We start from the raw sequence: 23863 nt of genomic DNA, 5'->3' as shown, positions 1-23863 counted from the left end.
CGCCGTCCAAAAAGAGCTATTCCTTCTCCTGCGTGTGCGCCTCAAGGAACCACAGCAATTTGTCGAGCGAGCGTGAATAGGCTGTGAAGATGTCGGCGGTGTCGGCATCGCCCGCGCCGGCCGCCTCGTCGATCGCCGCGCGTGCCCGCTTGGCGGTTGCGGCATAGCGGTCGATCAGCGCCGCCAGATGATCCCGGGTCTTGTGGATGTCGGTCGGATAGGCCTCGAGCATAGTCGCCTTCGACACCTCTTGCGATGTGCCGAGCGCCGTCCCGCCGAGCTGTACGGCGCGCTCGGCAATGGTGTCGACATGGCCGTCGAGCTCCTCGCGGAACGTGTCGAGCATCTCGTGGATGGCGATGAATTGCGGTCCCTTGACGTTCCAGTGCGCCTGCTTGGTGATCAAGGCCAGATCGATGGCGTCGGCGAGGCGGGCATTGAGAAGATCGACACACTCTTTTTTGGCATTGGATTGCAGGTCGTTGCGGGTGGCGATGGCATCCATGATCGGCTCCTGTGGCGGTTGCGTCCGCTTGGTTTGAAGAGGGCGAAGTTTGTGGAAGGTCAATCGAACATGCGCGCAGACGCCCTCATCGCCGCGCGGCACAGCATCCCAAACGGCGATCTCCGACTTTCGTTCCGCGCGTCGTTTACGCCGGCCTTTTCAAGCCCAGATGATCGCGCAGCGTGCTGCCTTCATAGTCCGTACGGAACAGCCCGCGCCGCTGTAGCTCCGGCACGACTAGTGTGGCAAAGGCATCGAGTTGGCCGGGAAAATAGGATGGCATGACGTTGAAACCGTCTGCGGCGCCGCCCTCGAAGCGTGCCTCGAGCTCGTCGGCGATCTGGGCGGGCGTTCCGACGACGCGCCAATGGCCGCGCGCGCCGGCGAAATGACGGGCAAGCTGGCGAATGGACAGCTTGTCGCGGCGTGATTGCTCGATGACGAGCGCCTGCCGGCTCTGCATGCCTTCGCTGGCCGGCAGCTCGGGCAGCGGTCCGTCGATGGGATAGCGCGCGAGATCGGATATGCTGAGATAGCTGGAAAGCAGCGCGACACCGACATCGTCCGGTATCAGCTCCTGCAGTTCATCATGTTTTGCCCGGGCTTCCGCTTCGCTTGCGGCGACGACCGGCGCGACGCCGGGCATGATCTTGAGGTCGTCCGGCTGGCGCCCATAGGCCGCCAGCCGTCCCTTGAGGTCGTCGTAGAAGGCCTTCCCCTCCTCGAATGTTTGCGCCGCAGTGAACACCACATCGGCGGTCCGGACGGCGAGATCGCGGCCTTCGTCCGACGCTCCCGCCTGAACCATGACCGGCGCACCTTGTGGCGAGCGCGGCAGATCGAGCGGGTCGCGCACCGAAAAGCTTCTGCCTTCGTGTCCGCCCTGGCCTTGCCAAAGGCCAGCAACCACGGCAGCGAATTCGCGCGCCCGTTCGTAGCGGTCGGCATGCGGGCGCAGACCGGTCGAGCCGAAATTGGCGGCCTCGATCTGGCTGGCGGAAGTGACAAGGTTCCAGCCGGCACGCCCGCCGCTCAGATGGTCGAGCGACAGGAAGGTTCGCGCCAGCCCGTAAGGCTCGTTATAGCTCGTCGACGCCGTGGAGACGAGGCCGATGCGCGCCGTCTGGACGGCGAGCGCGGCAAGCAGGCTGATCGGCTCGAAGCCGATCGAGCGCGACGTTTGGCTGGCGATGTTGATATTGGCCTCGCGCACGCCGGCGGCGTCCTCGCAGAAGATCATGTCGAACTTTGCCGCTTCCGCCGTCCGCGCCAGCTGGATGTAATGATCGATGTCGATGCCGGCCGTGACATGCGCCTGCGGATGGCGCCAGGCGGCGATGTGGTGGCCTGTCGCCCACAGGAAGGCGCCGAGCTTCATCTGGCCTCGACCGGCGCTCATTGCCGATCCTCCCCTGCAAGCCCGAGATGGGCGCGCAGTGTCGCCGCGCTGTAGCCGGACCGGACAAGGCCGCGGCGGCGAAGCTCCGGCAGCACGAGACCGACGAAATCGTCGAGCGCCGATGTGAACGACATGGCGATGTTGAAGCCGTCGCAGGCTTTCGAGCGAAAGCACTCTTCGAGCCTGTCCGCAAACAGGTCCGGCGCGGCGGTTATTTCGGCGCTGCCGGTAACGTTCATCAGCACTTTCAGCGCCTCCGGCCTGCGCCCGAAGGCAAGCGCACGGCGCTTCAGATCGCCAGCCTTCGCCGGCTCGATCGATGGCTCATCCAGCAGGACGACATCGGCGGTGCGGGCGGCGATATACATGGCGGGCTCGGACAGGCCGGACATGACCAGCACCGGCGTGTCCTGCGGCGACCGCGCCACGTTGAGCGGCCCGCGCACGGAAAAATATTCGCCCTTGTGGTCGAGAAGGTGCATCTTCTCGGGATCGAAGAAGCGGCCGCCAACTTTGTCGAACAGCAGCGCGTCTGCGTCCCAGCCTTTCCACAAGCCTTGCACGATGCCGATGAATTCCTCGGCGCGCAGGCGGAAATCATCGCCGGAAAACCCTTCCTGTCGGCTGAAATTGGCCGCCTCGCGCGGGTCGGGCATCATGCTCGCGTTCCAGCCGGCGCGGCCATGGCTGATAATATCGAGCGAAGCGAAACGGCGCGCGAGATTATAGGGCTGGTGGGCGACCGTCGACGCTGCCGCGACGAGACCGATCCTGCTTGTCACCGTAGCCAGCGCTGCCAGCAAGGTCGTTGCTTCGAAGCGCATTTGCCGGTTCGGCCCGCCTGCAACCGGTGCGGAATCGCCCAGCAACACCATGTCCAGACCGGCCGCTTCGGCTTCTTGCACGAACCGCGTCAGCAGACTGAAGTCCGAGCCGGCGTCGGGCGGATGGGAAGGGGCGGCTTCCGGAGACAGTGAAACGGCGAGACACATTGTGGCGCCGTTGGCCATCGCTTTTCCCTGTTGAGCGAGATTCCTTGAGAATTATCTCGCCGGCTGGACGGAAAGCAACCGGCCAGCCGACGATCATTTGCCGGCCAGAATATCCCTGATCAGCCGCTGGCAGCGCTCGGCCATGAAATCGAGCAGCAGCCGCACCTTCGGATCCTGCAGCTTCTTGTGCGGGTAGACGGCGGCGAACTGCACCGGCGTCGGCGGCGTGTTGCTCAGGATCACCTTCAGCCGCTGGTCGCGGATAAACGGCTCGACCTCGAAGCGCGGCTTGTTGATGATGCCGCGGCCGGACAGCGCCCAGCCGGTCAGCACGTCGCCATCATCGGTATCGTAGGGGCCGTGCACCTCGAACTTTTGCGGCCCATTCGGCGTCTGCAGCGTCCAGACATATTCGCGCGCGCCGGAATAGCGCAGCATCAGGCAATCGTGTTTCTTGCCGATCAACTCCTGCGGCTCGGTCGGCTCGCCGCGCACGTCCAGATATTGCGGAGCCGCTACCAGCACGCGTTCGCAGTCCATGATGCCGCGCATCCTGAGGCTGGAATCCTCGATGATGCCCAGCCGGAAGGCAACGTCGATGCCTTCCTTCATGATATCGACATTGTGGTCGGATAACCGGAGCCGCACCTCGATATCGGGGTATCTGTCGTGGAAATCCGGGATGCCGGATGCCACCAGCCGCCGCCCGAGGCCGAGCGGCGCTGTCACCTTTATGGTGCCGCGCGGCTGCCCGGATAACGCGCTGACCGCCGCTTCCGCCTCGGTGACCGCCTCCAGCACCTGCTTGGCGCCGGAGTAGAACACCGTCCCGTGCTCGGTCGGCATCAACTGCCGCGTCGTACGGTTGAACAGCCTTACGCCCAGGTGCTTCTCGAGCTCCTTGATCCGGTTGGAAGCGACCGCCGGCGAAATGCGCATGTCGCGCCCAGCCGCCGACAAATTGCCGAGCTCGACGACGCGGACGAAAACGGCGATGTTGTCGAGATAGGCCATGCGGCTTCCGTGGCTCTCGTGTGGCTGCGTATGATCAGCCTAGTATTTTCCAATTTTTTTTGAAAGTCATCGTGCAGCTCGGCCCTTTCCGTTTGCGCTCCAGTCCGTAAAGTCAGTGGATCGGCAGGGACGATTTTTTCATGATGGATTTCGCGATATTCTGGGATTGGCTGAGTTTCGCCGTGCGCTGGCTGCACGTCGTCACCGGTATCGCCTGGATTGGATCGTCCTTTTATTTCGTCGCGCTCGATCTCGGGCTGCGCCAGCGTCCGGGCATGGCTGCCGGAGCCTTCGGCGAGGAATGGCAGGTGCATGGCGGCGGCTTTTACCATGTGCAGAAATATCTGGTGGCGCCGGCTGAGATGCCCGAGCATCTGACCTGGTTCAAGTGGGAATCCTACGCCACCTGGCTGTCGGGCTTCGCCATGCTGTGCGTCGTCTACTATGCCGGGGCGGACCTGTTCCTGATCGATCCGAATGTCCTTGCCATGTCGGTGCCTACAGGCATCTTGCTGTCGCTGGCGACGATCGGCGTCGGCTGGGTGGTCTACGATCTCTTGTGCCGTTCGCCGCTCGGCAACAGCGACACCGGCCTGATGCTGGTGCTGTATGGGGTGCTGGTATTCATGGCCTGGGGACTAACCCACCTGTTCACCGGCCGCGCCGCCTTCCTGCATCTCGGCGCCATCACCGCGACGATCATGTCGGCCAACGTTTTCATGGTCATCATCCCAAACCAGAAGATCGTCGTCGTCGACCTGATCGCCGGCCGTAAGCCTGATCCGAAATACGGCAAGATCGCCAAGCAGCGCTCGCTGCACAACAATTACCTGACGCTGCCGGTTTTGTTCCTGATGCTGTCGAACCATTATCCGCTGGCGTTCGGGACAGAGTTCAACTGGGTCATCGCCTCGCTGGTGTTCATCATCGGCGTGCTGATCCGGCACTATTTCAACACCAGGCATGCGCGCAAAGGCAATCCTACCTGGACCTGGCTGGCGGCCGCCGTCCTGTTCGTCGTCATCATCTGGCTGTCGACGGCACCGAAGCTGCTGACCGGCGAGGTCAAAACGTCCTCGGCGGCACAGGTCTACGTTGCCTCGGCGCATTTCCCTGCCGTGCGCGATACGGTGCTTGGCCGCTGTTCGATGTGCCACGCGGCGGAGCCGTCCTACGCGGGCATTTACCACGCACCGAAGGGCGTGATGCTCGACACCGATGCCGGCATCGCCGAGCACGCCGGCGAGATCTACCTGCAGGCCGGACGCAGCCACGCCATGCCGCCCGCCAACGTCACCCAGATCACCGACAAGGAACGGGCACTGCTGGTAGCCTGGTTCGAAGGCGCGGGGAAATAGCATGACCAGCACGCTCCTGCGCGGCCGCACGCTGTCGTTTTTGCGCTGGCCAGAAACTATCGACGACCATTCCGCCTGGCGCTACGAGCAAGATGGCGGCCTGCTGATGCGCGACGGAAGGATCGTTGCCGCTGGCGCCTATACCGAGGTCGAGAAAAAGGCGGGCGAGAGAACAAAAAAAATCGACCATAGGCCACATCTGCTGCTGCCCGGGTTCATCGATGCGCATGCACATTTTCCGCAGATGCAGGTCATCGCTTCCTTCGGCGCCGAACTGCTCGACTGGCTGAACACCTACACTTTTCCGGAAGAGACAAAATTCCAGAACGCCCAGCATGGCCGCCGTATCGCCAGGCTGTTCCTGGATGAAGTATTGCGGCATGGCACCACGACAGTCGCGGCCTATTGCTCGGTACACAAGGAATCTGCCGAAGCCTTCTTTGCCGAGTCGCACGACCGCAACATGCTCAACATCGCCGGTAAGGTGATGATGGACCGCAACGCGCCGGACGGCGTGCTCGACACGCCGCAATCGGGCTATGACGACAGCAAGGCGTTGATCGATGAGTGGCACGGCAAGGGGCGCCAGCACTATGCCATCACGCCGCGCTTCGCCATCACCTCGTCGCCCGAGCAATTGGAGATGGCGGGCGCGCTCTGCCGCGAATATCCTGATCTGCACATGCAGACGCATCTGTCGGAAAACCACGCCGAGATCGCCCTCACGCAGCAATTGTACCCGCAGACGCGGGACTACACCGACATCTACGAACACTATGGGCTGCTCGGGCGCAGAAGCCTGTTCGGCCATTGCATCCACCTGTCGGAACGCGAGGCGGATGCGCTTTCGGATAGCGGCTCGGTGGCGGTGTTCTGCCCGACCTCCAACCTGTTTCTCGGCTCGGGCCTGTTCGATTATCAGCGCTATAGCCGCCGCGAGAAGCCGCTTCGCATCGCCGCCGCCACCGATGTCGGCGGTGGCACCAACTATTCGATGCTGCGCACCATGGACGAGGGCTACAAGGTGATCGCGCTGAACGGCGAGAAGCTCAATCCGTTCCAGTCCTTCTGGCAGCTGACCCGCGGCAATGCCGAGGCGCTGTCGCTTGCGGAAAAGATCGGCACCCTGGAGGAAGGCAGCGACGCCGATATCATCGTGCTCGACGCCCGCGCCACGCCGGCGATGCGGCTGCGGGTGGAGACGGCGGACACGCTCGCCGAGGAGTTGTTTCTGCTGCAGACGCTAGGCGACGACCGCGCCGTGCGCGAGGTCTATGTCGCCGGCCGGGCGGCCAAGGCGGATATAGCGGTTTAGCCGTCGTATGCGGCCGGCTTGACCGGGCGGCAGCCATCCGCCAAAGCAACAGGCGAGATCGACAGGGGAACGACATGGCCGTTGCGGACGACATCGCTCTGATCAAGAAACAGGAAGCCACGCTTGTCTTTTCGGCCTTCGATGAAGCCGTCGCTTTCGAGATCGGCTCGGCGATCCGCGACCGGGCTCTCAAGGAAAACCTGCCGATCATCGTCGATATCAGAACTTTCGACCGGCCGCTGTTCTATGCGGCAATGCCCGGCTCGAACGCCTCCAATCCGGACTGGGCGCGGCGCAAGATCAACGTCGTGCGGCGGTTCCTGAAAAGCACCTACCGCATGGTGCTGGAGCAGCAGCGCCCCGACCGCAGCTTCAAGCCCGGCGAAGGGCTGGACATTGCCGACTATGTGCTGGCCGGTGGCGGCTTTCCCATCACTGTCAAGGGCGCTGGCGTCATCGGCGTGATCGCCGTCTCCGGTCTACCGGAGCGCGAGGACCACGGAGTTGTCGTCGATACGCTGTGTAGCTACTTGGGCGTCGATAGCCAGGAGTTGGTCCTGCCGCCGGAAGCAACATCGTGACGTTGGCGCTGCCCCTCATCCGCCTGCCGGCACCTTCTCCCCGCGTAGTGACGGGGAGAAGGGCAACGCTCCAACGCTGGCGATCCCCTCTCCCCGTCTCTATACGGGGAGAGGGTAAGGGTGAGGGGCAGCGCAAACGCCGCAGAAGCTCGCACAGCGTCCGTGGTACCTCAGTATGACCGCGCTCGATCCCAAGTCCTTTCTCATTTCGATCTTCAACGCCGCCGTTGCCGCCGCCGATCCCCAGAGGACGATCAAGGATCATTTGCCCGCAAGGCCGAAGGGACGGACGATCGTCATCGGTGCAGGAAAAGGCTCGGCGCAGATGGCGGCGGCTTTCGAGAAAGTGTGGGACGGGCCGATCGAAGGGCTGGTCGTCACCCGCTACGGCTATGGCGCGGCCTGCCGGCGCATCGAGATCATCGAGGCGGCGCATCCGGTGCCGGATGCCGCGGGGCGAGAAGCTTCCCGGCGGCTGCTCGAAAAGGTCCAGGGACTGACTGCGGACGACCTCGTCGTGGCGCTCATTTCGGGCGGCGGCTCGGCGCTGCTGCCGTCACCTGCCGAAGGTCTGACGCTGGCCAATGAGATCGCCGTCAACGAGGCGCTGCTCGCCTCCGGCGCGCCGATCGCCGCAATGAACACCATCCGTAAACATGTTTCCACGATCAAGGGCGGCAGGCTGGCAGCCGCTGCCTATCCAGCCAAGGTGGTGTCGCTGGTGGTCTCCGACATTCCGGGCGATAACCCGGCGCTGGTCGCTTCCGGCCCGACCGTTCCCGATTCCGGCAGCCGCGAAGATGCATTAGCGTCGATCGCCGCCTATGACATGAAACTACCGGCTTCAGTGATGGCGCACATCAATTCGCCGGCCGCCGATGCACCGCGCGTCGATGATCCGCGTTTTTCGCGCAACGAGGTACATCTGATCGCCTCGGCCGGCGTATCGCTGGAAGCGGCTGCGGCCGAAGCCAGGTACCAAGGTATCGAAGCGGTCATTCTCTCCGATTCCATCGAGGGCGAGGCGCGTGAGGTCGGCGGCGTCCACGCTGCAATCGCGCGCGAAGTGGCGACGCGCAACCGGCCATTCGCAAAACCGGTGCTGATCCTGTCGGGCGGCGAGACGACCGTGACCTTGCGCGCGAAAGGCAAAGGCGGCCGCAACTCGGAATTCCTGCTCGCCTTCGCCATTGGGATCAGCGGCCTGGCGGGCGTCCACGCACTGGCCGCCGACACCGACGGCATAGACGGTTCGGAAGACAATGCCGGCGCCTTCGCCGACGGCTCGACAGTGTCGCGGATGCATAAGGCGGGCATCGATGCCAAGGCCATGCTTGCCGGCAACAACGCCTGGACGGCATTCAATGCCGTAGATGACCTTTTCGTACCCGGTCCGACCGGCACAAACGTCAACGATCTCCGGGCGATATTGATCAAATAGCTCAGGCGGCCATCAGCTTTTTCACCGCTCTCATATCCTGCAGGAACCGGTCGCGTTCTGCCTGCCTGTCCGCCGGCTCGCGAATGCGCAGGATGAAGGACGGGTGGATGGTGACGAAGACACGCAAGCCATCGTCACGCTCCACGACGGCCCCGCGCATCTTCATGATCGGCACCACCTTGCCGAGCAGCGCCTGCGCCGCCGTTGCGCCGAGCGCCACCGCCAGATTGGGCTTGATCAGATCGATTTCCTTGTCGAGCCACCAGCGACAAGCCTGCACCTCGCCGGCGTTCGGCTTGGAGTGGATGCGCCGCTTGCCGCGCGGCTCGAACTTGAAATGCTTGACCGCGTTGGTGACGTAGACTTTCAGCCGATCGACGCCGGCATCGTCCAGGATCGCGTCGAACACCTTGCCCGCCGGACCGACGAAGGGCTTGCCCGCCAGGTCCTCCTGGTCGCCCGGCTGTTCGCCAACGAAGATCACCTTGGCTTTATCAGGGCCTTCACCGAACACGGTCTGCGTGGCGTCGTGCCATAGCGGACAGCGGCGGCAGATCTTGGCCGTTTCGCGCAGTTCAGGAATCGTCCTGGCGTCGATTTCTGTCGTTTCCGGAGACTTGCTTGCAGGCAAGCGTCTTGCCCGCACTTTGGCATGGTGCGGCGTCGGGGTTGTCTGCATCCTGGCGATCATGACTAAGGCGGCCTTGCTCGCTCCTGCAATCAGACACGCAATGAGCAAAGCCCGCCGAAGGTTCCGCTGAAATTATTCCGCATGGGCCTTCACCGGCGGATGGCCGACGATGTGATGCCCTACACCTCGTGCAGATAGAGGTGATAATCCAGTTCGCTGACCGTGCGCGCCACGCGCAGATATTCCGATTGCTTGATCGCCACGAACGTCCGGTGCAGGTCTTCGCCCAATGCGCCTTTGAGGAAGGTCGACGCCCTTGCCGCCTCGATCGCGGCACGCCAGTCGACCGGCATCGTCGTGCGCGTGACGGCCGATTCGTAGCCATTGCCGGTGGTTTCGGGACCGGGATCGAGGCCTTCGTCGAGGCCCTTGACGACACCGGCCAGCACCGTTGCCGCCACCAGGTAAGGATTCGCGTCGACGCCCGATGGCCGGTGCTCGATGCGGCGGTTCCTGGCATCGCCGGCCGGCACACGCAGTGCCACCGAACGATTGTTGACGCCCCAGGTCGGCGCCACCGGCGCATAGGATTGCGAGACGAAGCGCCGCCATGAATTGGCATGCGGCGCGAAGACCAGCATCGATTCCGCCATCGTCTGGATCAGTCCGCCGAGGCCGCGCAGCAGCGGCAGCGACCAGCTTTCGCCGCCGGTTTCGGCAAAGACATTCTTGCCGGCATCGTCCAGCAGCGAGACATGAAAGTGCATGCCCGAGCCGGCATATTTCTCGATCGGCTTGGCCATGAAGCAAGCGGTGACACCATGACGGCGCGCCTGCGCCCGCACCAGTCGCTTGAGCATCACGAGATCGTCGGCCGCCCGCATCACATCCTTGCGGTAGTTGAGCGTCAGCTCGTACTGGCCGGGCGCATATTCCGAGATGACCGTCTCGGCCGGGATGCCTTGTACCTTGGCTGCGGCGTAGATGTCGGAAAACAGCGGCTCCATGCCGTGCAGATGGTCGACGGAATAGACCTCAGTCTTGGCCGAGCGGCGTCCGTCAAGCACCGCGTGCGCCGGCTGCACCTTGCCTTCGGCGTCGCGCTCGTTGGCGAGCAGGAAGAATTCGAGCTCGAAGGCGCCGGCCGGATGCAGGCCCTGGGCCGCGAGGATGTCTACTTGGCGGGCGAGTGCCAGCCGCGGGTCGGACGACATCGGCTGGCCATCGAGATGGTACATCGCCATCAGCACCTGACCGCGCGGCGGCTGGGTGCCGAACAGCGGCACCAGTGTGCCGGGGATCGGCCACGCCCGCAGGTCGCCGTCGCCCGTCGTCCAGATCAGCCCGGTCTCGTGAACATCCTCGCCGGTGATGTCGAGGCCGAGGATCGAGATCGGCATGTGCCGGCCCCCATCGAAGATGCTCATCAACTCATGCCGGCGCACGATCTTGCCGCGCCCGACGCCATTGGCGTCGGTCAGCACGATGTCGAACGCTTCGATCTCGGGATGAGCGTCGAGAAAGGCCTGCGCCTCGGCGGGCGTCGAGCCCGAAGGGGATGCCGTGACCAGGTTCAAACTTTGCTTGGGCGCTTGTTTCATGCCGCAAGCTTGTCTCACGCCGTAAGCTTTGCCGCAACCGCGCCGAAGGCAGTGATCAGCCGGTTCACCTGGGCGGCGCTGGTCGCAGGAGAGATCAGCATCATGTTGTGGAAGGGTGCGATCAGCACGCCGCGATTGACCAGCGCGACATGGATTGCCGCCTCGAGCTCCGGCACGTGCGCAGCCTCCGCTTCGCCGCCGTTCCTCAGCGGGCCCGGCGCGCAGATGAACTCGACACGGGCACCGACGCGAGCAACATGCCAGGGCAGACGATAGCGATCGATGACGGCGGTCAGCCCGGCGTCGAGCCGCCGCGCCAGATTGTCCATATGGCTGTAGTTCTCGTCGGTCATGACGTATTCGAGCGTGGCGCGCGTCGCTGCGAATTGCAGCGGATTGGCCGACAGCGTTGTCCCCATGCCGGAGTAGCCGGGCTCTTTCCGGCTGATATAAGCGGCATAGCGGGCCGCAACGTCTTCGCTCATGCCCCAGACGCTCGCCGGTACGCCGCCGGCAATCGGCTTGCCTAGCACGAACAGGTCCGGCTCCAGCCCGTATTTGCTTGCATAGCCGCCGGGACCGGTCGAGATTGTATGCGTCTCGTCGATTAGAAGCAGCGTGCCGGTCGCACGGGTGAGACGCCGCAAGCCATCATGAAAGCCGGCTTCGGGCAGCACCATGCAGGAATTGGTCAGCACCGGCTCGGCGATGACGCAGGCGACATCGTTGCCCCGGAGTGCCGCGTCGAGCGCCGGCAGATCGTTGAACTCGACGACATCAGTCGCCCGCGTCAGGTCGCGGAACTCGCCGGCCAGTCCCGGTCGATTCACCGCTTTCCCGGCGACCAGCCGCACCATCGTCTCGTCGACCGAGCCATGATAGCAGCCGTTGAAGACCAGTATCTTCTCCCGGCCGGTAACGGCGCGGGCAACCCGCAGCGCGAAGCGGTTGGCGTCGGTCGCCGTCGTCGCGATCTGCCAGAACGGCAAGCCGAAACGCTGCTGCAGCAGCGGCCCGATGGCGAGCGCGTTCTCGGCAGGCAGCATGTAGGTCAGGCCGCGTCCGGCCTGCCTGCGGATGGCGCGTGCGACCGGCGGCGGCGAATGACCGAACATCGAACCGGTGTCGCCAAGGCAGAAATCGTCGAGCCGGTTGCCGTCGATATCTCTGATGATGGCGCCCCTGGCACTATCGACAAGGATCGGGAACGGCGTCGGCCAGTCGTTCATCCAATGCATCGGCACGCCGCCGAAGAAGCCGGGCAGGCCATTGCCGATTTTCGCCATCGATTTCGGCCGCGCCCGGCAGAAGACTTCTGCCTCGGTCGCGCGCAACTCGGCGATCCGGGCCGGGCCGATGCCGCCGATGGAAGTCTTTGCATGGTTCATGACGTTCATGGCGGCCCTCTCAGTCGCACATTAGACAATCGGCGGCCGCTACCGCAATTGGCCGGGCGGCTGCCTGTTGGGTCAGCGGTCATTTGAATGAAAACAGGCGCTTGACCGCGAGCCGCCTTCGGGCGCCAATGGTACTTCGGCTGGAGGGCATAAGATGGTGCGGGCGACCGTCTGCGCAACAACGCTGCTGTCGTCGGTTGGTGCGGCTCTGGCGTCCGGCGGCATCTGGTGTTCCGCCGAGGATGCAGCCGTCAAATTTCAGATCGGTGCCGGGGTCACCAGAGGCATGGGCGGGCCGACCTTCAATTTTAGCGGCGAGCTCGAGATTCTGGGCAGGCCGGCTGCCGACAGTCTGCGCAAGACGGTGTTCGAGGATCAGAACCTCACGCAATATTGGCTCGACAACAAGGAATTGCGGCTGCTCGTCTACCACGAACGGCAGGTCGAAAACGCCTACGGCTACGTCGAACTGGCGATCCTGACCAAGGCCAGCGACGAAGGCGTCTATGACGGCCGCTATTTGCTCTCAATCTATGATGGAACGGCCGAGGCCGAAAAGGACGGCAAGCAGGCTGAATTGACCGGCAAAGTATCTTGCGGAGCCGAGTAAGTAACAGGCTACGCCGAAATATCGATGACGCCGCAGTCGCCAGCAGCGCTGCCAAAGGCGACGCGGCGCTCTTCCTTGTCCCACATCATCGAAGTGACGGCGCCCTTGCCGGGCCGGCGCAACAGCACTTCCTTGGCGTCGGCGAAGCGCACCGCCATCACCATCCCGTCATCATAGCCGATAGCAACGACGTCCTGGCTCGGGTGACAGGCGACAGAGGTGACCATCGCATTGCCGCGCGTGCCGAGTTCCAGCGGCGCCTTGCCCATCGGCCCGTCCTTGCCCGAAAACGGCCAGACGATCGCCGCCGGTGCGCCGGAACTCGCCAGCCATTTGCCCTTGGCGCTCCACGACAGGCTTTTCACCTTGCCGGGGTAGCCGGACATGCGCATGTGCTTGCCGTCGGCGAGCTTCCAGCCATGCAGCGCGTTTTCCTGCATGGAGGTGACGACGAAGCCGCCGTCCGGCGAGAAGGTGATGCCGGTGTGGGCGCCGGCCCATTCGAGCTCGACCGGCTTGCCGTCGGCAGCCGGGAAGTGCAGCGTCGCGCCATTGTAGCGGGCAACGCCGAAGCGCATGCCTTTGGGCGAGAAGGCCAGCCCCTCGACCGAGCGCGGATGCGAGAATTCCCTGGTCTTGCCGTCGGCAAAACGCACATAGGCAATCTTGCCCGAAGCATAGGCAACAGCGCCTTGCGGCCCGGCGGCGACGCTGGTTATCCATTTTTTGCCTGCGGTCGCCAATTCCGTTGTATTGCCGCCTGGGGTCACGGCAAAGATCCTGCCGTCCTCACCACCGGTGATCAGTCGGTCGTTTGCCGCATCATGGAAGGCGGCGAGCATTCCGTCATTGGCCTGCACCGTCTTGTGGCCATGGTCGAGCCGATGGATTGTGCCGTCGGCCAGCGCAAAATGCGGCACGTCGCCGAGAAACACGGCGGCGAGGCAGTGGCCTTCGAGATCGAGCGGGGCGACTGTCGGCATGAGAGATCATTCCGTTCGAGATTTCTGCTGCCTCACCCTTAAGGGGTTGAGCTGCGGGTCTCAACCCGTGCTTCGGATCGTGGTGAGGAGAGACCGCCAGCGTTTAGGCTGCACTTCTCTCAGAAGGAAGAAAGGGCAGCTAAATCAAGCGGCCTGGCAGGCCTCGAAGCTTGTCTTCAGTCGCTCGGCGTCGAGTTCGCGGCCGATGAACACCAGCCGGCTCTCGTGCTTCTCGTCGTCCTTCCAGGCGCGCTGGTGGTCGCCCTCGATGATCATGTGCACACCCTGGATGACATAGCGCTCGTCATCGCCTTTCAGCGCAATGATCCCTTTCAGCCGCAGGATGTTCGGGCCTTCCATTTGGGTGACCTTCTCGATCCACGGGAAGAACTTTTTCGGGTCCATCTCGCCGCCGCGCAGCGACACCGACTGCACAGTCACGTCATGGATGTCGGAAGGGTGCGCATGATGATGCCCGTCATGATCGTGGTGATCATGGCCGTCGCGATCATGGTGATGGTGGTCATGATCATGATCATGATGGTCGTGATCGTCATGCGCCTCGAGGAAGTGCGGATCGTTCTCCAGCGCCCGGGACAGGTCGAACGCACCGCGATCGAGCACCTCGGACAGCGCCACGCTGGCGCGTGTGGTGCGGTGGATTCGTGCCGCCGGGTTGATGGCGCGGATCGTCGCCTCCACCTTGCTCAGCTCTTCGGGGGTGACCAGATCGGTCTTGTTGAGCACGACGACATCGGCAAAGGCGATCTGGTCCTCGGCCTCGCGGGAATCCTTGAGGCGCAGCGGCAAGTGCTTGGCGTCGACCAGCGCCACCACCGCATCGAGCCTGGTCTTGGAACGCACGTCGTCGTCCATGAAGAAGGTTTGCGCCACCGGCACGGGATCGGCGAGGCCTGTGGTCTCGACGACGATGGCGTCGAAGCGGCCAGGCCTGCGCATCAGGCCTTCGACGACGCGGATCAGGTCGCCGCGCACGGTGCAGCAGACGCAGCCATTGTTCATCTCGTATATTTCCTCGTCGGATTCCACAATCAGCTCGTTGTCGATGCCAATCTCGCCGAATTCATTGACGATGACGGCGTAGCGCTTGCCGTGGTTTTCCGAAAGGATGCGGTTGAGCAGTGTCGTCTTGCCGGCGCCGAGATAGCCGGTGAGGACGGTTACGGGGATCTGCGTCTGTGCGTCGCTCATATTGTGCCTCGAATTAGGGATTGTCGGCTCCATATAGGATGTGTGCTCGGCTTTTGCACGAGGCAAACCGGTGGGCCAAAGAGGGGCTGGTATTGCCGAACTTTCCTCACATTACCGAACTTTCATTGGCGCCGCCTGACAGCGGGCCCTAGACAGGCGGGGTCATTTACGGAGCTGTTCGCGTTGAAGAGGCGCCAGATGTCCGACAAGTCCTTGCCACTGAGCCGTCGGCAGGCGCTCGGTCTCGTTGCGGTTACCGCTGGCGGCATATTCCTGCCCGCCGGTGCAAGGGCCGGGCAGGTTTCGCCCTATGCCAGGCTTGCTTTGTTTGAAGCCGGTGCTGGTGTCTGCACCATCACGCCCGAGGTCACAGAAGGGCCGTTCTATTTCGACCCGAAGCTCGAACGCGCCGACATCACCGAGGGCAAGAAGGGCATCGCCCTCAATGTGCGGCTGCAAATCGTCGACGCCGCCTGCCGGCCGCTTCCCGGCGCACGCGTCGATATCTGGCATTGCGATGCCCAGGGCACCTATTCCGGATATCCCGGACAGGGCGACGGGCAGGATATCGACACGTCCGGCCAGAGCTTTCTCCGCGGCTGGCAGAGAACCGATGAAAGCGGCATCGCTTCTTTCGCCACCATCTATCCCGGCTGGTATCGCGGCCGCACCACCCACATCCATTTCAAGATCTTCCCCGACGACCGCTCGGTGATGACCGGCCAGATGTTCTTCCCCGACAGCCTCAGCGAGCAGATATTCGCCACCGTCGCGCCCTATAAAGATCGCCCGGGCAAACGCGATACATCGAACGCGCGGGACGGCATTGCGCGGCAGGCCGGGCCGCTGTCGCAGGCAGCGCTGCGGGAAATGGCGGACGCCTATCAGGCGTTGATGGTGGTCGCGGTGAAAGCCGGTTGAGAACACCTCGTCACGTCCCCATCCAGCCATTGCGGAAAGTCGTTTGTCATCTAACTGAAATAAACATCTGGCATTAGCCACGGCGAACACCGCGAAGCTTGCCGGCAAAGCTATTTTCCGGGCCGGAATGTTTTCGATCGTCATTGCCAATCGGCGGCCTGCTTCTATGCTGTCCGCTCCGGTTCGGCCGAGGAGGGATGAGCATGGCCAAGGCGGACAAGACTGCAACAATGAGCCGGCTGCATTCGGCGGCGCGGCTGGCGCGCACGGCGCTCGCCGCCCGGCTTCTGGCGCATGGTTTCTATGCCGGCCAGGACCAGATCATGCTGGCGCTCGACCGCGAGGACGGGCAGACGCCCGGCAACCTTGCCGGCCGCCTCGGCGTGCGTCCGCCAACCATCACCAAGACCATCAACCGGCTGCAGGCGCAGGGTTTTCTGGAGAAGCGGGCCTCGTCCGCCGATGCCCGCCAGGCGCATATTTTCCTCACCGACACCGGCCGCGAAATCATCCACGCCATCGAGAAGTCGGTGAAGAAGACCGAAAAGCAGGCATTGAAGGGTCTTGACAAGAAGGACCAGAAAGCGCTGTTCAAGCTGCTTGCCCGCGTCGAGGCGAACCTGTCGAACGGCGAAATGGTGCTCCCGGATGACGAACTGGACATCGAAGACAAGATGCTTGAATAGCTCACGCGTTCGCCGCTGACGGCCGCCGCGTCAGTGCCGACCAACGTCCCGGTGTGACGCCGAACGCCTTCTTGAAATGCCGATTGAAATGGCTTTGATCACTGAAGCCGGCTGCGATGGCGATTTGCGCCAGCGGCTCGTCGGCTTCGATCATCCGACGGGCCCGCTGAAGCCGGCGCATCACCAGGAACCGGTGCGGGCTGGTGGAGAAGGTAGCGCGGAAATGCCGCGAAAGGGCATAACGGTCCAATCCGGTTATCGCCTCCAATTCGTCTGAACGTACAATCCGCGCGACATTTTCCTCCAGATAGTCGCGCGCCAGGCTGGCGGCGCGCCACGCCGTTTTCGCTACCGGTTTCGCCGGCTGACCGGCGTGCCGGGCCAGGCTTTGCATAAGCTGCGTCATGAAATCGACGACAAACAGCTCGTCCAGTTCCTGATCCAGCGGCCCGAGCGCCGAAAGCAGCGTCGCGCGGAGATCGCGGTCTGTCACCACGGCATTCCCGACGAATGGCAGTGATCCGCCGCCGAGACAATCGAGCATCAGGGACGGCTCCAAATAGAGCATTCTGTATCGCAAGCCGTCTTCGGTGCCGGCACCGCCATCGTGCAGTTCGTCGGGATGAAGGATAATTATCTGGCCGGGCAAGCTCTTGTGCATTTGGCCGCGATAGCGGAAGCGCTGCACGCCATAAAGCGTCACCCCGATCGCATAGGTGTCGTGGCGATGGAGATCGAAGGCATTGCCGTGGAACCGGGCCTCGATGCGTTCCATCCCGGCAGCACCGGGTGCCGGTACGATGCAGTTCTCGGCTGCATCCACGCACAAACGTCCAAGACCCTGAAAGGCTTCCCGGTCTAGATCGTGCGCCATAACTTCACTCGCAGCCTCGGATTGGCCCCCTTTTCGGATTGGAAACTGTCGCATGTTCGATACGAAATTTGCAATCGTCCTCAAGGATGATCTTCCCGTCTGGCAAAAGCTCAATGTCACCGCCTTTCTGACCAGCGGCATCGTCGCGCAATTTCCCGACATTATCGGCGACCCCTACCGTGATCGCGCCGGCAATATCTACAACCCGCTGTCGATCCAGCCGGTCATCGTGCTTTCGGCGGACGGCCAGACGCTCGTCGCGATCCAGAGGCGGGCGCTGGAGCGTGGTGTGACGGTTTCGCTCTATGTCGAGGAAATGTTTTCGACCGGGTATGATCTGGCCAACCGCGCCGTCTTTGCCGAATTTGCGCCGGAGGATGCCAAGGTGGTCGGCATCGCGCTTCGCGCCGAAAAGAAGCTCGTCGACAAGATCACCAAGGGCGCCCGCATGCACGCCTGAGTCGTCGGCCACTAGGTCGGCCACTGGGAAACAAACTGAGCCTGTCGGCGGCTGTCGTTGTGCCAGCCTGTTTTGGCTTGCCCGCAGGCGACAATTACCGCATTGGTGAGGGACCGCCTTGCTTCCCGTCCGGCCTGAAATTGAATGCTCCCCCAAGACATGACGAAAGCGCGACATCGCCAGCGGCGATCGTGTGCATGCTTTCCGTCTATGTGTTTTTCACCTTCCTCGACACCAGCAGCAAGTACCTTGTGCTGGCCGGCGTCTCGGCGCTGATCGTCGCCTGGACCCGCTTCGCGGTCCATGTGCTGATCGTCGGCGTCTTTCTGCGCGGATGGCGCGAGCCGCTGCGCTTTCGTCCCGCCAACCTGCCGGCGCACATCACGCGCGGTCTGCTCCTGTTCGGATCGACGATGTTCAACATTCTGGCGCTGCGGACGCTGCAACTGGCGGAAACCACCTCGATCTACTTCTTCGGCCCGATGGTGATCACCGCGCTTGCCGGTCCGTTGCTCGGCGAATGGGCTGGCTGGCGGCGCTGGCTGGCCATCATGAGCGGCTTTGTCGGCGTCCTCATCATCACCCGGCCGGGCGTCGGCGTTTTTGGCGTCGGCCATCTCTTTGCGCTCGGCTCGATGCTATCGAACAGTTTCTACGTCATCATGACGCGCCGCATGTCGGCTACGGAAACCTCGGAAAGCCTGATCCTGTTTTCGGCGCTGGCGCCGGCCGTGCTGCTGCTGCCGACACTGCCGTTTTCGCCTTCGCTGCCGCAGGATGGCTGGCACTGATTCATATTGCTGATGCTTGGCGTCTTCGGCGCCATCGGTCATTGGCTTCTTGTGCAGGCCTATCGCCTTGCCACCACCACGGCCCTGGCTCCCTATCCCTATTCGCAGATGATCTGGATGATCATCTCCGGCCTGATCGTCTTCAACCAGTTTCCCGATCGCTGGACGCTGGTCGGTGCCACAGTCATCGTCGCCAGCGGCCTCTACATCGTTCACCGCGAGCACCGGCTCCGCTTGCGCAACCGCGCAACGCTGGGCGCGGAGGCGGAAGCGCTGGCAAAAAAACTTTGATTTGCTCGGAATCGATGGCATAAGAGCCGGCCTTTAAACAGTTTAAATTGCTTCGGGAGCGCAGGGCGCTGGCACAGAAGATCAAGCTTTCGACCATCGCGGATGCGCTCGGCGTGTCCACGGCCACGGTCTCGCTGGCCTTGCGCGACAGCCCGCTGGTCGCCGGCGGCACCCGCGATCGCATCAAGGAACATGCACGCGCCATCGGCTATATCTACAACCGCCGCGCCGCCAGCCTGCGCACCTCGCGATCGGGCATAGTCGGCGTCGTCGTCCACGACATCATGAACCCGTTCTTTGCCGAGATATTGCGTTCGATAGAGAGCGAGCTCGACCGCAGCCGGCAAACCTTCATCCTGTCGAACCACTACGACCAGCTCGAGAAACAACGCACTTTCATAGACACGCTTCTGCAGCTTGGCGCTGACGGGGTCATCATGTCGCCGGCCATCGGCACGCCGCCCGAAGACATAATCTTGGCCGAGGAGAACGGTCTCCCGGCAGTGCTGATTGCACGCACCGTCGAAGGTGCCGACGTGCCGGTGTTTCGCGGCGACGACGCCTATGGCACCGGGCTTGCCACCAACCATCTGATCTCGCTTGGCCACAAGCGCATCGCCATGATCGGCGGTACCGACCAGACGTCGACCGGCCGCGACCGCTATCAGGGATATGTCAACGCCATGGAGGCGGCAGGGCTTGAGGTCAGGCCGTCCTGGCGCATCCCCGGCCCGCGCACCAAGCAGGCCGGCTTCGAGGCGGCCGGGCAGTTCCTGGCGCTGAAGGACAGGCCGACCGCGGCCTGCTGCTGGAACGACCTCGTCGCCATCGGCCTGATGAATGGCATTGCCCGCGCCGGGCTGGTGCCGGGCATCGACATCTCGGTTACCGGCTACGACGACCTCGAGGAAGCGGCGATCGCCACGCCGGCGCTGACTACCGTGTGGAACGGCCAGCGCGAGGTTGGCCGCCGCGCCGCCAGCGCGCTGCTCGACAAACTCAACGGACAGACGGTGCGGCCGTCGCAGGAACTGATCAAGCCGGAACTGCATGTGCGCCAGTCGACCGGCAAACCGGTGGAACGTGCATGACAAAAACCGAACAGCAACATGTTACCATTCTGGTGCCGGGCCAGTTCAACGACCATGCGGTCGGCCGCATCGACGGGGCGTTCAGCCGCGTCCGGATCGAACGCGCCGATCCGTCGCTGGTCACCGACGAGATGCGTCATACGGTGCGCGGCATAGCCGCCTTTGGCGGCATAAGCGCCGCGTTGATGGACGCGCTGCCAAAGCTCGAGATTATCGCCAATTTCGGCGTCGGCTATGATTCGGTCGATATCCGCCACGCCGCACGGCGCGGCATCATGGTCACCAACACACCGGATGTGCTGACCGAAGAGGTCGCCGATACGGCGCTCGGCCTGTTGATCAATGCCGTCCGCGAACTGCCGCGCGCCGAGGCCTGGCTGCGCGACGGAAGCTGGCTGAGCAACGGCAACTATCCGCTGAGCCGGCTGACTTTGCGCGGTCGCCATGTCGGCATCTTCGGCATGGGCCGCATCGGCCTCGCCATTGCCCGGCGGCTCGATGCTTTCGGACTGCCCATCGCCTATCACAACCGGCGCCGCGTCGAAGGCCTGTCCTATGACTATCACCCGACGCTGAAAGGTCTCGCCGAGGCGGTCGACACACTGATCTCGGTGGCGCCCGGCGGGGCCTCGACGGAAAAGGCCGTCAATGCCGAAATCCTCTCGGCTCTGGGGCCGAACGGCGTCTTCGTCAATATCGGCCGGGGCAGCACGGTCGACGAACCAGCCCTTGCCGCCGCGCTTGCCAGCGGCAGCATCGCCGCTGCCGGGCTAGACGTCTTTGCCGACGAGCCGAATGTGCCAGCGGCGTTGCTTGCCGCGCCCAACACCTCGCTTTTGCCGCATGTCGGCTCGGCGTCCGAGCATACGCGCCGCGCCATGGCCGACCTTTGCGTCGACAATCTGGTCTCGTGGTTTTCGCAGCGCAAGGCGCTGACTCCGGTGCCGGAGACGGCAAATGTCAAGGCAAGGCCGTAAGCGGGCTGCCATATCTATTAACTTCAGCTTAACCCTTCGGAATCATTCTGATCCCTTCGCAGTGTATGTCCGCCTGACAGGACATGACAGCAAGATGAAGCGCGCCTCCCTGATCTCTTCGAACCGGCGCGCTAGAAATGCGCGGAGAACCAGGATGAAGACGCTTCCTGCATTGATGGCAGTCGCTGTGCTGTTCGGCAGCGCCCAGCTGTTTTACGCCGGTAGCGGTGAAAGCCGTGCAGCCAGTGAGTCACCGCCTTCATCCGGCAACTACAGGCTGGTAGCCCATGGCGACGAGGGGTCTTGTGCGGTCAGCCGCGGCGCCGAGATTTCGCAAGGCCTGTCGCTGTTGACGGTCGCAGCAAATTGCCGCCGGGTGTTGCCCGGCGTCGAGCAGGCGAAGTTCTGGCGAGAGCAGGATGACGGCACGGTCACCTTCAGCGCCAACGGCAGCGATCCGATCGTCATGTTCTCAGTCGCCGACGGCGATGGTTACGAATCCTACGCGCCGGCGCTGCCGCTGCTGACGCTGGCGTCGGCCGGCAACTAGCGAGCGCGGCAGGACTATTCCGCGGCTGCGCGCGCACCCGATTTCGCCGCCTGATGCAGCCGCACCGCATCGCCGAATGCGCGAAATATCTTTACCGAGATACTGTCCGATTTGACCCAGTATTCGGGATGCCACTGGACGCCGACGGCGAAAGCCCGTGCATCGCGCACCGAAACCGCCTCGACAGTGCCGTCGGCGGCGACCGCTTCGACCTGCAGCTTTGGGCCAAGCCGGTCGATGGCCTGGCGATGCACCGAATTGACCATGATATCGCCGGCGCCGAAGACCCCGGCCAGGCAGCTGCCGGGTTTTATCGCCACGCTCTGGCGGATGGCGAAGCGTTCGTCCTGATTGTCGCTTGCCGGCGCACGATGATCGAGCGAACCGGCGCGTTCCTGGATTTCGGTGGCCAACGTGCCACCCAGCGCCACATTCATCTCCTGGATGCCGCGGCAGATGGCGAGCAATGGCACCCCGCGCTCCACCGCCCGGCGGATCAGCGGCAACGTCGTCGCGTCGCGGGCGGAGTCGTAAGGACCATTGGCTTCGCTGGCGTCACCGCCATAGAGCGAGGGATGAACGTTCGATTTGGAGCCGGTGACCATGACGCCGTCGACGGCGGAAAGCAGTTCGTCGAAGTCGAGCCGGTCGCCGAAGGACGGTACCAGCAGCGGGAACACGCCTGCACCCGAAAGCGCCGCTTCGAGATATTGCTGTGGCGCGGCATGCCAGGTGTAATTGTCGAACTGGCGGACATCGGTCGATACGGCGACGAGCGGCTGGTGCATTTGGTCCGGATCCCATCGGGTGCAACGAATTATCTGCCTGCAAAATAGGCGATCCGAAGGCGCATTTCCATGGCAAGTTTCGGCGTGTCGCGTAGGCCAGTTAATCGACCTTAGACTATAGTTGCAAGATCTGCCCCAACGCCGTGAATTTCCCCGAAATGCGCCACTCAAACCGGGCTGCCGTGCTGGACTCGACTCCTTGCCTGTGTATTGTCGGCTCGAAGCCGATCCGGGCGCCGAAGTGTCCCGAATGTCGGTCAGTGGATCCAAAAGGGAGGAACTTCATGGATCGTCGTTCGTTCATCCGCAAGGCCGGCACCACCGGTTTCGGCGCTGCGGCCGCTGCCGCGACACTTGCTGCGCCGGCCATCGCCCAGTCCAATCCGAAAGTGACCTGGCGACTGGCGTCGTCCTTCCCGAAGTCGCTCGATACGATCTATGGCGGCGCCGAAGTGTTTTCCAAGATGCTGTCGGAGGCGACCGACGGCAACTTCCAGGTCCAGGTCTTCGCCTCCGGCGAACTCGTTCCCGGCCTGCAGGCCGCCGATGCCACCACAGCCGGCACGGTCGAGGCCTGCCATACCGTGGCATACTATTACTGGGGCAAGGACCCGACGTGGGCGCTGGGAGCGGCGGTTCCGTTTTCGCTCAACGCGCGCGGCATCAACGCCTGGCACTATCATGGCGGCGGCATCGATCTGTTCAACGAGTTCCTGGCGACGCAAGGTCTGTTCGGGCTGCCGGGCGGCAATACCGGCGTGCAGATGGGTGGCTGGTTCCGCAAGGAGATCAAAACGGTCGCCGACCTTTCCGGCCTCAAGATGCGTATCGGTGGTTTTGCCGGCAAAGTGGTGCAAAGGCTCGGGGTGGTTCCGCAGCAGATCGCCGGTGGCGACATTTATCCGGCGTTGGAAAAGGGCACGATCGACGCCGCCGAATGGGTCGGCCCTTACGACGACGAGAAGCTCGGCTTCTATAAGGTTGCGCCCTATTACTACTATCCCGGCTGGTGGGAAGGTGGACCGACCGTCCATCTGATGTTCAACAAGGCGAAATACGACGAACTTTCGCCGGCTTACAAGTCGCTGGTGCATACTGCCGCTCAAGCGGCCGACGCCAACATGCTGCAGAAATACGACTATCTCAATCCGGCGGCGGTTAAGCGGCTGGTTGCCGGCGGTGCCAAGTTGAGCCCGTTCAGCCAGGAGATCATGGCCGCCTGTTTCGAAAAGGCCAACGAAGTCTATGCCGAGATGGAAGCCTCGAATGCGCCGTTCAAGAAGATCTGGGATTCGATCAAGGCGTTCCGCAAGGAGCATTATCTCTGGGCGCAGGTGGCCGAGTACAACTATGACACCTTCATGATGGTCCAGCAGCGCAATGCCAAGCTCTGAT

Annotated in this window: 23 protein-coding genes and 1 pseudogene; 13 read left to right on the top strand and 11 right to left on the bottom strand. The window is 63.1% G+C overall.

Going from position 1 to position 23863, the window contains the following annotated elements:
* Nucleotides 1–16: 16 nt before the first annotated feature.
* The 4 genes from dps to NKJ15_RS02110 all read right to left on the bottom strand — a co-directional run bounded on the left by dps (nucleotide 17) and on the right by NKJ15_RS02110 (nucleotide 3910).
* Nucleotides 17–505, bottom strand: a complete 489-nt coding sequence (gene dps, locus NKJ15_RS02125; protein WP_352813888.1) for a DNA starvation/stationary phase protection protein Dps — start codon at nucleotides 503–505, stop codon at nucleotides 17–19.
* Between the two features lie 145 nt (nucleotides 506–650).
* Nucleotides 651–1904: an LLM class flavin-dependent oxidoreductase gene (locus NKJ15_RS02120; RefSeq protein WP_352813886.1), complete on the bottom strand. Its 1254-nt coding sequence runs from the start codon at nucleotides 1902–1904 to the stop codon at nucleotides 651–653.
* Nucleotides 1901–2914, bottom strand: a complete 1014-nt coding sequence (locus NKJ15_RS02115) for an LLM class flavin-dependent oxidoreductase (protein WP_352813885.1) — start codon at nucleotides 2912–2914, stop codon at nucleotides 1901–1903. Before NKJ15_RS02115 ends, NKJ15_RS02120 begins: the two co-directional genes overlap by 4 nt.
* A 75-nt stretch (nucleotides 2915–2989) precedes the next feature.
* Nucleotides 2990–3910, bottom strand: a complete 921-nt coding sequence (locus NKJ15_RS02110; RefSeq protein WP_352452229.1) for a LysR family transcriptional regulator — start codon at nucleotides 3908–3910, stop codon at nucleotides 2990–2992.
* Nucleotides 3911–4050: 140 nt separating this feature from the next.
* Here NKJ15_RS02110 and NKJ15_RS02105 point away from each other — a divergent pair, with 140 nt between their 5' ends.
* The 4 genes from NKJ15_RS02105 to NKJ15_RS02090 all read left to right on the top strand — a co-directional run bounded on the left by NKJ15_RS02105 (nucleotide 4051) and on the right by NKJ15_RS02090 (nucleotide 8605).
* On the top strand, nucleotides 4051–5268 hold the full coding sequence (locus NKJ15_RS02105; RefSeq protein WP_352813884.1) for a urate hydroxylase PuuD: 1218 nt from the start codon (nucleotides 4051–4053) through the stop codon (nucleotides 5266–5268).
* Between the two features lies 1 nt (nucleotide 5269).
* Nucleotides 5270–6583 carry a guanine deaminase gene (gene guaD, locus NKJ15_RS02100; RefSeq protein ID WP_352813882.1) on the top strand — a complete coding sequence of 438 codons (1314 nt, stop codon included), beginning with the start codon at nucleotides 5270–5272 and terminating at the stop codon, nucleotides 6581–6583.
* Nucleotides 6584–6657: 74 nt separating this feature from the next.
* Nucleotides 6658–7164 carry a heme-degrading domain-containing protein gene (locus NKJ15_RS02095; protein WP_352813880.1) on the top strand — a complete coding sequence of 169 codons (507 nt, stop codon included), beginning with the start codon at nucleotides 6658–6660 and terminating at the stop codon, nucleotides 7162–7164.
* A gap of 175 nt (nucleotides 7165–7339) precedes the next feature.
* Nucleotides 7340–8605, top strand: a complete 1266-nt coding sequence (locus NKJ15_RS02090) for a glycerate kinase type-2 family protein (RefSeq protein ID WP_352813878.1) — start codon at nucleotides 7340–7342, stop codon at nucleotides 8603–8605.
* Nucleotide 8606: 1 nt separating this feature from the next.
* Here the strand turns inward: NKJ15_RS02090 and NKJ15_RS02085 are convergent, their stop codons facing one another.
* The 3 genes from NKJ15_RS02085 to NKJ15_RS02075 all read right to left on the bottom strand — a co-directional run bounded on the left by NKJ15_RS02085 (nucleotide 8607) and on the right by NKJ15_RS02075 (nucleotide 12234).
* Nucleotides 8607–9329, bottom strand: coding sequence for a UdgX family uracil-DNA binding protein (locus tag NKJ15_RS02085; protein WP_352814111.1), 723 nt, complete (start codon nucleotides 9327–9329; stop codon nucleotides 8607–8609).
* Between the two features lie 86 nt (nucleotides 9330–9415).
* The gene (locus NKJ15_RS02080) at nucleotides 9416–10837 is read right to left on the bottom strand and encodes a glutamine synthetase family protein (RefSeq protein WP_352813876.1); all 1422 of its coding nucleotides are present in this window, start codon (nucleotides 10835–10837) and stop codon (nucleotides 9416–9418) included.
* Nucleotides 10838–10851: 14 nt separating this feature from the next.
* Complete coding sequence (locus NKJ15_RS02075) at nucleotides 10852–12234, bottom strand: aspartate aminotransferase family protein (protein WP_352813875.1); 1383 nt, start codon at nucleotides 12232–12234, stop codon at nucleotides 10852–10854.
* A gap of 154 nt (nucleotides 12235–12388) precedes the next feature.
* On the opposite strand from NKJ15_RS02075, the gene NKJ15_RS02070 reads away from it, so the two are divergent.
* A complete protein-coding gene (locus NKJ15_RS02070) occupies nucleotides 12389–12844 on the top strand; it encodes a hypothetical protein (protein WP_352540367.1) in 456 nt (151 codons plus the stop codon).
* Nucleotides 12845–12852: 8 nt separating this feature from the next.
* Here the strand turns inward: NKJ15_RS02070 and NKJ15_RS02065 are convergent, their stop codons facing one another.
* On the bottom strand, nucleotides 12853–13827 hold the full coding sequence (locus tag NKJ15_RS02065) for a WD40 repeat domain-containing protein (protein ID WP_352540368.1): 975 nt from the start codon (nucleotides 13825–13827) through the stop codon (nucleotides 12853–12855).
* A 144-nt stretch (nucleotides 13828–13971) separates the two neighbouring features.
* Nucleotides 13972–15039, bottom strand: coding sequence for a CobW family GTP-binding protein (locus NKJ15_RS02060; protein WP_352767327.1), 1068 nt, complete (start codon nucleotides 15037–15039; stop codon nucleotides 13972–13974).
* Between the two features lie 198 nt (nucleotides 15040–15237).
* Between NKJ15_RS02060 and NKJ15_RS02055 the strand changes: the two genes are divergently transcribed.
* Nucleotides 15238–15960 carry an intradiol ring-cleavage dioxygenase gene (locus NKJ15_RS02055; protein WP_352813872.1) on the top strand — a complete coding sequence of 241 codons (723 nt, stop codon included), beginning with the start codon at nucleotides 15238–15240 and terminating at the stop codon, nucleotides 15958–15960.
* 203 nt (nucleotides 15961–16163) lie between these two features.
* Entirely contained in the window at nucleotides 16164–16646 is a 483-nt protein-coding gene (locus NKJ15_RS02050; protein WP_254816029.1) for a MarR family winged helix-turn-helix transcriptional regulator, read from the top strand.
* Nucleotide 16647: 1 nt separating this feature from the next.
* On the opposite strand, the gene NKJ15_RS02045 is transcribed toward NKJ15_RS02050, so the two are convergent.
* Complete coding sequence (locus tag NKJ15_RS02045; protein ID WP_352540371.1) at nucleotides 16648–17520, bottom strand: AraC family transcriptional regulator; 873 nt, start codon at nucleotides 17518–17520, stop codon at nucleotides 16648–16650.
* Nucleotides 17521–17572: 52 nt separating this feature from the next.
* Here NKJ15_RS02045 and NKJ15_RS02040 point away from each other — a divergent pair, with 52 nt between their 5' ends.
* The 5 genes and pseudogenes from NKJ15_RS02040 to NKJ15_RS02020 all read left to right on the top strand — a co-directional run bounded on the left by NKJ15_RS02040 (nucleotide 17573) and on the right by NKJ15_RS02020 (nucleotide 21680).
* Nucleotides 17573–17980 (top strand): DUF2000 family protein, encoded by a 408-nt coding sequence (locus NKJ15_RS02040; protein WP_352540372.1) that lies wholly within the window; start codon nucleotides 17573–17575, stop codon nucleotides 17978–17980.
* Nucleotides 17981–18177: 197 nt separating this feature from the next.
* Nucleotides 18178–19062: pseudogene (locus NKJ15_RS02035) on the top strand (DMT family transporter).
* A gap of 68 nt (nucleotides 19063–19130) precedes the next feature.
* The gene (locus tag NKJ15_RS02030; protein ID WP_352540495.1) at nucleotides 19131–20153 is read left to right on the top strand and encodes a LacI family DNA-binding transcriptional regulator; all 1023 of its coding nucleotides are present in this window, start codon (nucleotides 19131–19133) and stop codon (nucleotides 20151–20153) included.
* Nucleotides 20150–21130, top strand: coding sequence for a 2-hydroxyacid dehydrogenase (locus NKJ15_RS02025; protein ID WP_352813870.1), 981 nt, complete (start codon nucleotides 20150–20152; stop codon nucleotides 21128–21130). Before NKJ15_RS02030 ends, NKJ15_RS02025 begins: the two co-directional genes overlap by 4 nt.
* Before the next feature lie 154 nt (nucleotides 21131–21284).
* A complete protein-coding gene (locus tag NKJ15_RS02020; RefSeq protein WP_352614373.1) occupies nucleotides 21285–21680 on the top strand; it encodes a hypothetical protein in 396 nt (131 codons plus the stop codon).
* Between the two features lie 14 nt (nucleotides 21681–21694).
* Here the strand turns inward: NKJ15_RS02020 and NKJ15_RS02015 are convergent, their stop codons facing one another.
* Nucleotides 21695–22468, bottom strand: coding sequence for a gamma-glutamyl-gamma-aminobutyrate hydrolase family protein (locus tag NKJ15_RS02015; RefSeq protein ID WP_352469877.1), 774 nt, complete (start codon nucleotides 22466–22468; stop codon nucleotides 21695–21697).
* Between the two features lie 284 nt (nucleotides 22469–22752).
* Here NKJ15_RS02015 and NKJ15_RS02010 point away from each other — a divergent pair, with 284 nt between their 5' ends.
* Entirely contained in the window at nucleotides 22753–23862 is a 1110-nt protein-coding gene (locus NKJ15_RS02010; protein ID WP_352540376.1) for a TRAP transporter substrate-binding protein, read from the top strand.
* Nucleotide 23863 lies beyond the last annotated feature (1 nt).

The sequence above is a fragment of the Mesorhizobium sp. M0207 genome (assembly GCF_040321995.1).
GTDB lineage: Bacteria > Pseudomonadota > Alphaproteobacteria > Rhizobiales > Rhizobiaceae > Mesorhizobium.
The sequence above is the reverse complement of the archived record's forward strand: the minus strand, read 5'-3'. Positions and strand labels throughout refer to the sequence as shown.

Bases quoted from the DNA above. Each gene is read 5' to 3' on its own strand.
- NKJ15_RS02015 (WP_352469877.1), bottom strand. From the start codon at position 22,468: ATGCACCAGCCGCTCGTCGCCGTATCGACCGATGTCCGCCAGTTCGAC.
- NKJ15_RS02020 (WP_352614373.1), top strand. From the start codon at position 21,285: ATGAAGACGCTTCCTGCATTGATGGCAGTCGCTGTGCTGTTCGGCAGC.
- NKJ15_RS02120 (WP_352813886.1), bottom strand. From the start codon at position 1,904: ATGAGCGCCGGTCGAGGCCAGATGAAGCTCGGCGCCTTCCTGTGGGCG.
- NKJ15_RS02080 (WP_352813876.1), bottom strand. From the start codon at position 10,837: ATGAAACAAGCGCCCAAGCAAAGTTTGAACCTGGTCACGGCATCCCCT.
- NKJ15_RS02070 (WP_352540367.1), top strand. From the start codon at position 12,389: ATGGTGCGGGCGACCGTCTGCGCAACAACGCTGCTGTCGTCGGTTGGT.
- NKJ15_RS02060 (WP_352767327.1), bottom strand. From the start codon at position 15,039: ATGAGCGACGCACAGACGCAGATCCCCGTAACCGTCCTCACCGGCTAT.
- NKJ15_RS02115 (WP_352813885.1), bottom strand. From the start codon at position 2,914: ATGGCCAACGGCGCCACAATGTGTCTCGCCGTTTCACTGTCTCCGGAA.
- NKJ15_RS02025 (WP_352813870.1), top strand. From the start codon at position 20,150: ATGACAAAAACCGAACAGCAACATGTTACCATTCTGGTGCCGGGCCAG.
- NKJ15_RS02040 (WP_352540372.1), top strand. From the start codon at position 17,573: ATGTTCGATACGAAATTTGCAATCGTCCTCAAGGATGATCTTCCCGTC.
- NKJ15_RS02050 (WP_254816029.1), top strand. From the start codon at position 16,164: ATGGCCAAGGCGGACAAGACTGCAACAATGAGCCGGCTGCATTCGGCG.
- NKJ15_RS02110 (WP_352452229.1), bottom strand. From the start codon at position 3,910: ATGGCCTATCTCGACAACATCGCCGTTTTCGTCCGCGTCGTCGAGCTC.
- NKJ15_RS02055 (WP_352813872.1), top strand. From the start codon at position 15,238: ATGTCCGACAAGTCCTTGCCACTGAGCCGTCGGCAGGCGCTCGGTCTC.
- NKJ15_RS02065 (WP_352540368.1), bottom strand. From the start codon at position 13,827: ATGCCGACAGTCGCCCCGCTCGATCTCGAAGGCCACTGCCTCGCCGCC.
- guaD (WP_352813882.1), top strand. From the start codon at position 5,270: ATGACCAGCACGCTCCTGCGCGGCCGCACGCTGTCGTTTTTGCGCTGG.
- NKJ15_RS02075 (WP_352813875.1), bottom strand. From the start codon at position 12,234: ATGAACGTCATGAACCATGCAAAGACTTCCATCGGCGGCATCGGCCCG.
- NKJ15_RS02090 (WP_352813878.1), top strand. From the start codon at position 7,340: ATGACCGCGCTCGATCCCAAGTCCTTTCTCATTTCGATCTTCAACGCC.
- NKJ15_RS02095 (WP_352813880.1), top strand. From the start codon at position 6,658: ATGGCCGTTGCGGACGACATCGCTCTGATCAAGAAACAGGAAGCCACG.
- NKJ15_RS02010 (WP_352540376.1), top strand. From the start codon at position 22,753: ATGGATCGTCGTTCGTTCATCCGCAAGGCCGGCACCACCGGTTTCGGC.
- NKJ15_RS02045 (WP_352540371.1), bottom strand. From the start codon at position 17,520: ATGGCGCACGATCTAGACCGGGAAGCCTTTCAGGGTCTTGGACGTTTG.
- NKJ15_RS02105 (WP_352813884.1), top strand. From the start codon at position 4,051: ATGATGGATTTCGCGATATTCTGGGATTGGCTGAGTTTCGCCGTGCGC.
- dps (WP_352813888.1), bottom strand. From the start codon at position 505: ATGGATGCCATCGCCACCCGCAACGACCTGCAATCCAATGCCAAAAAA.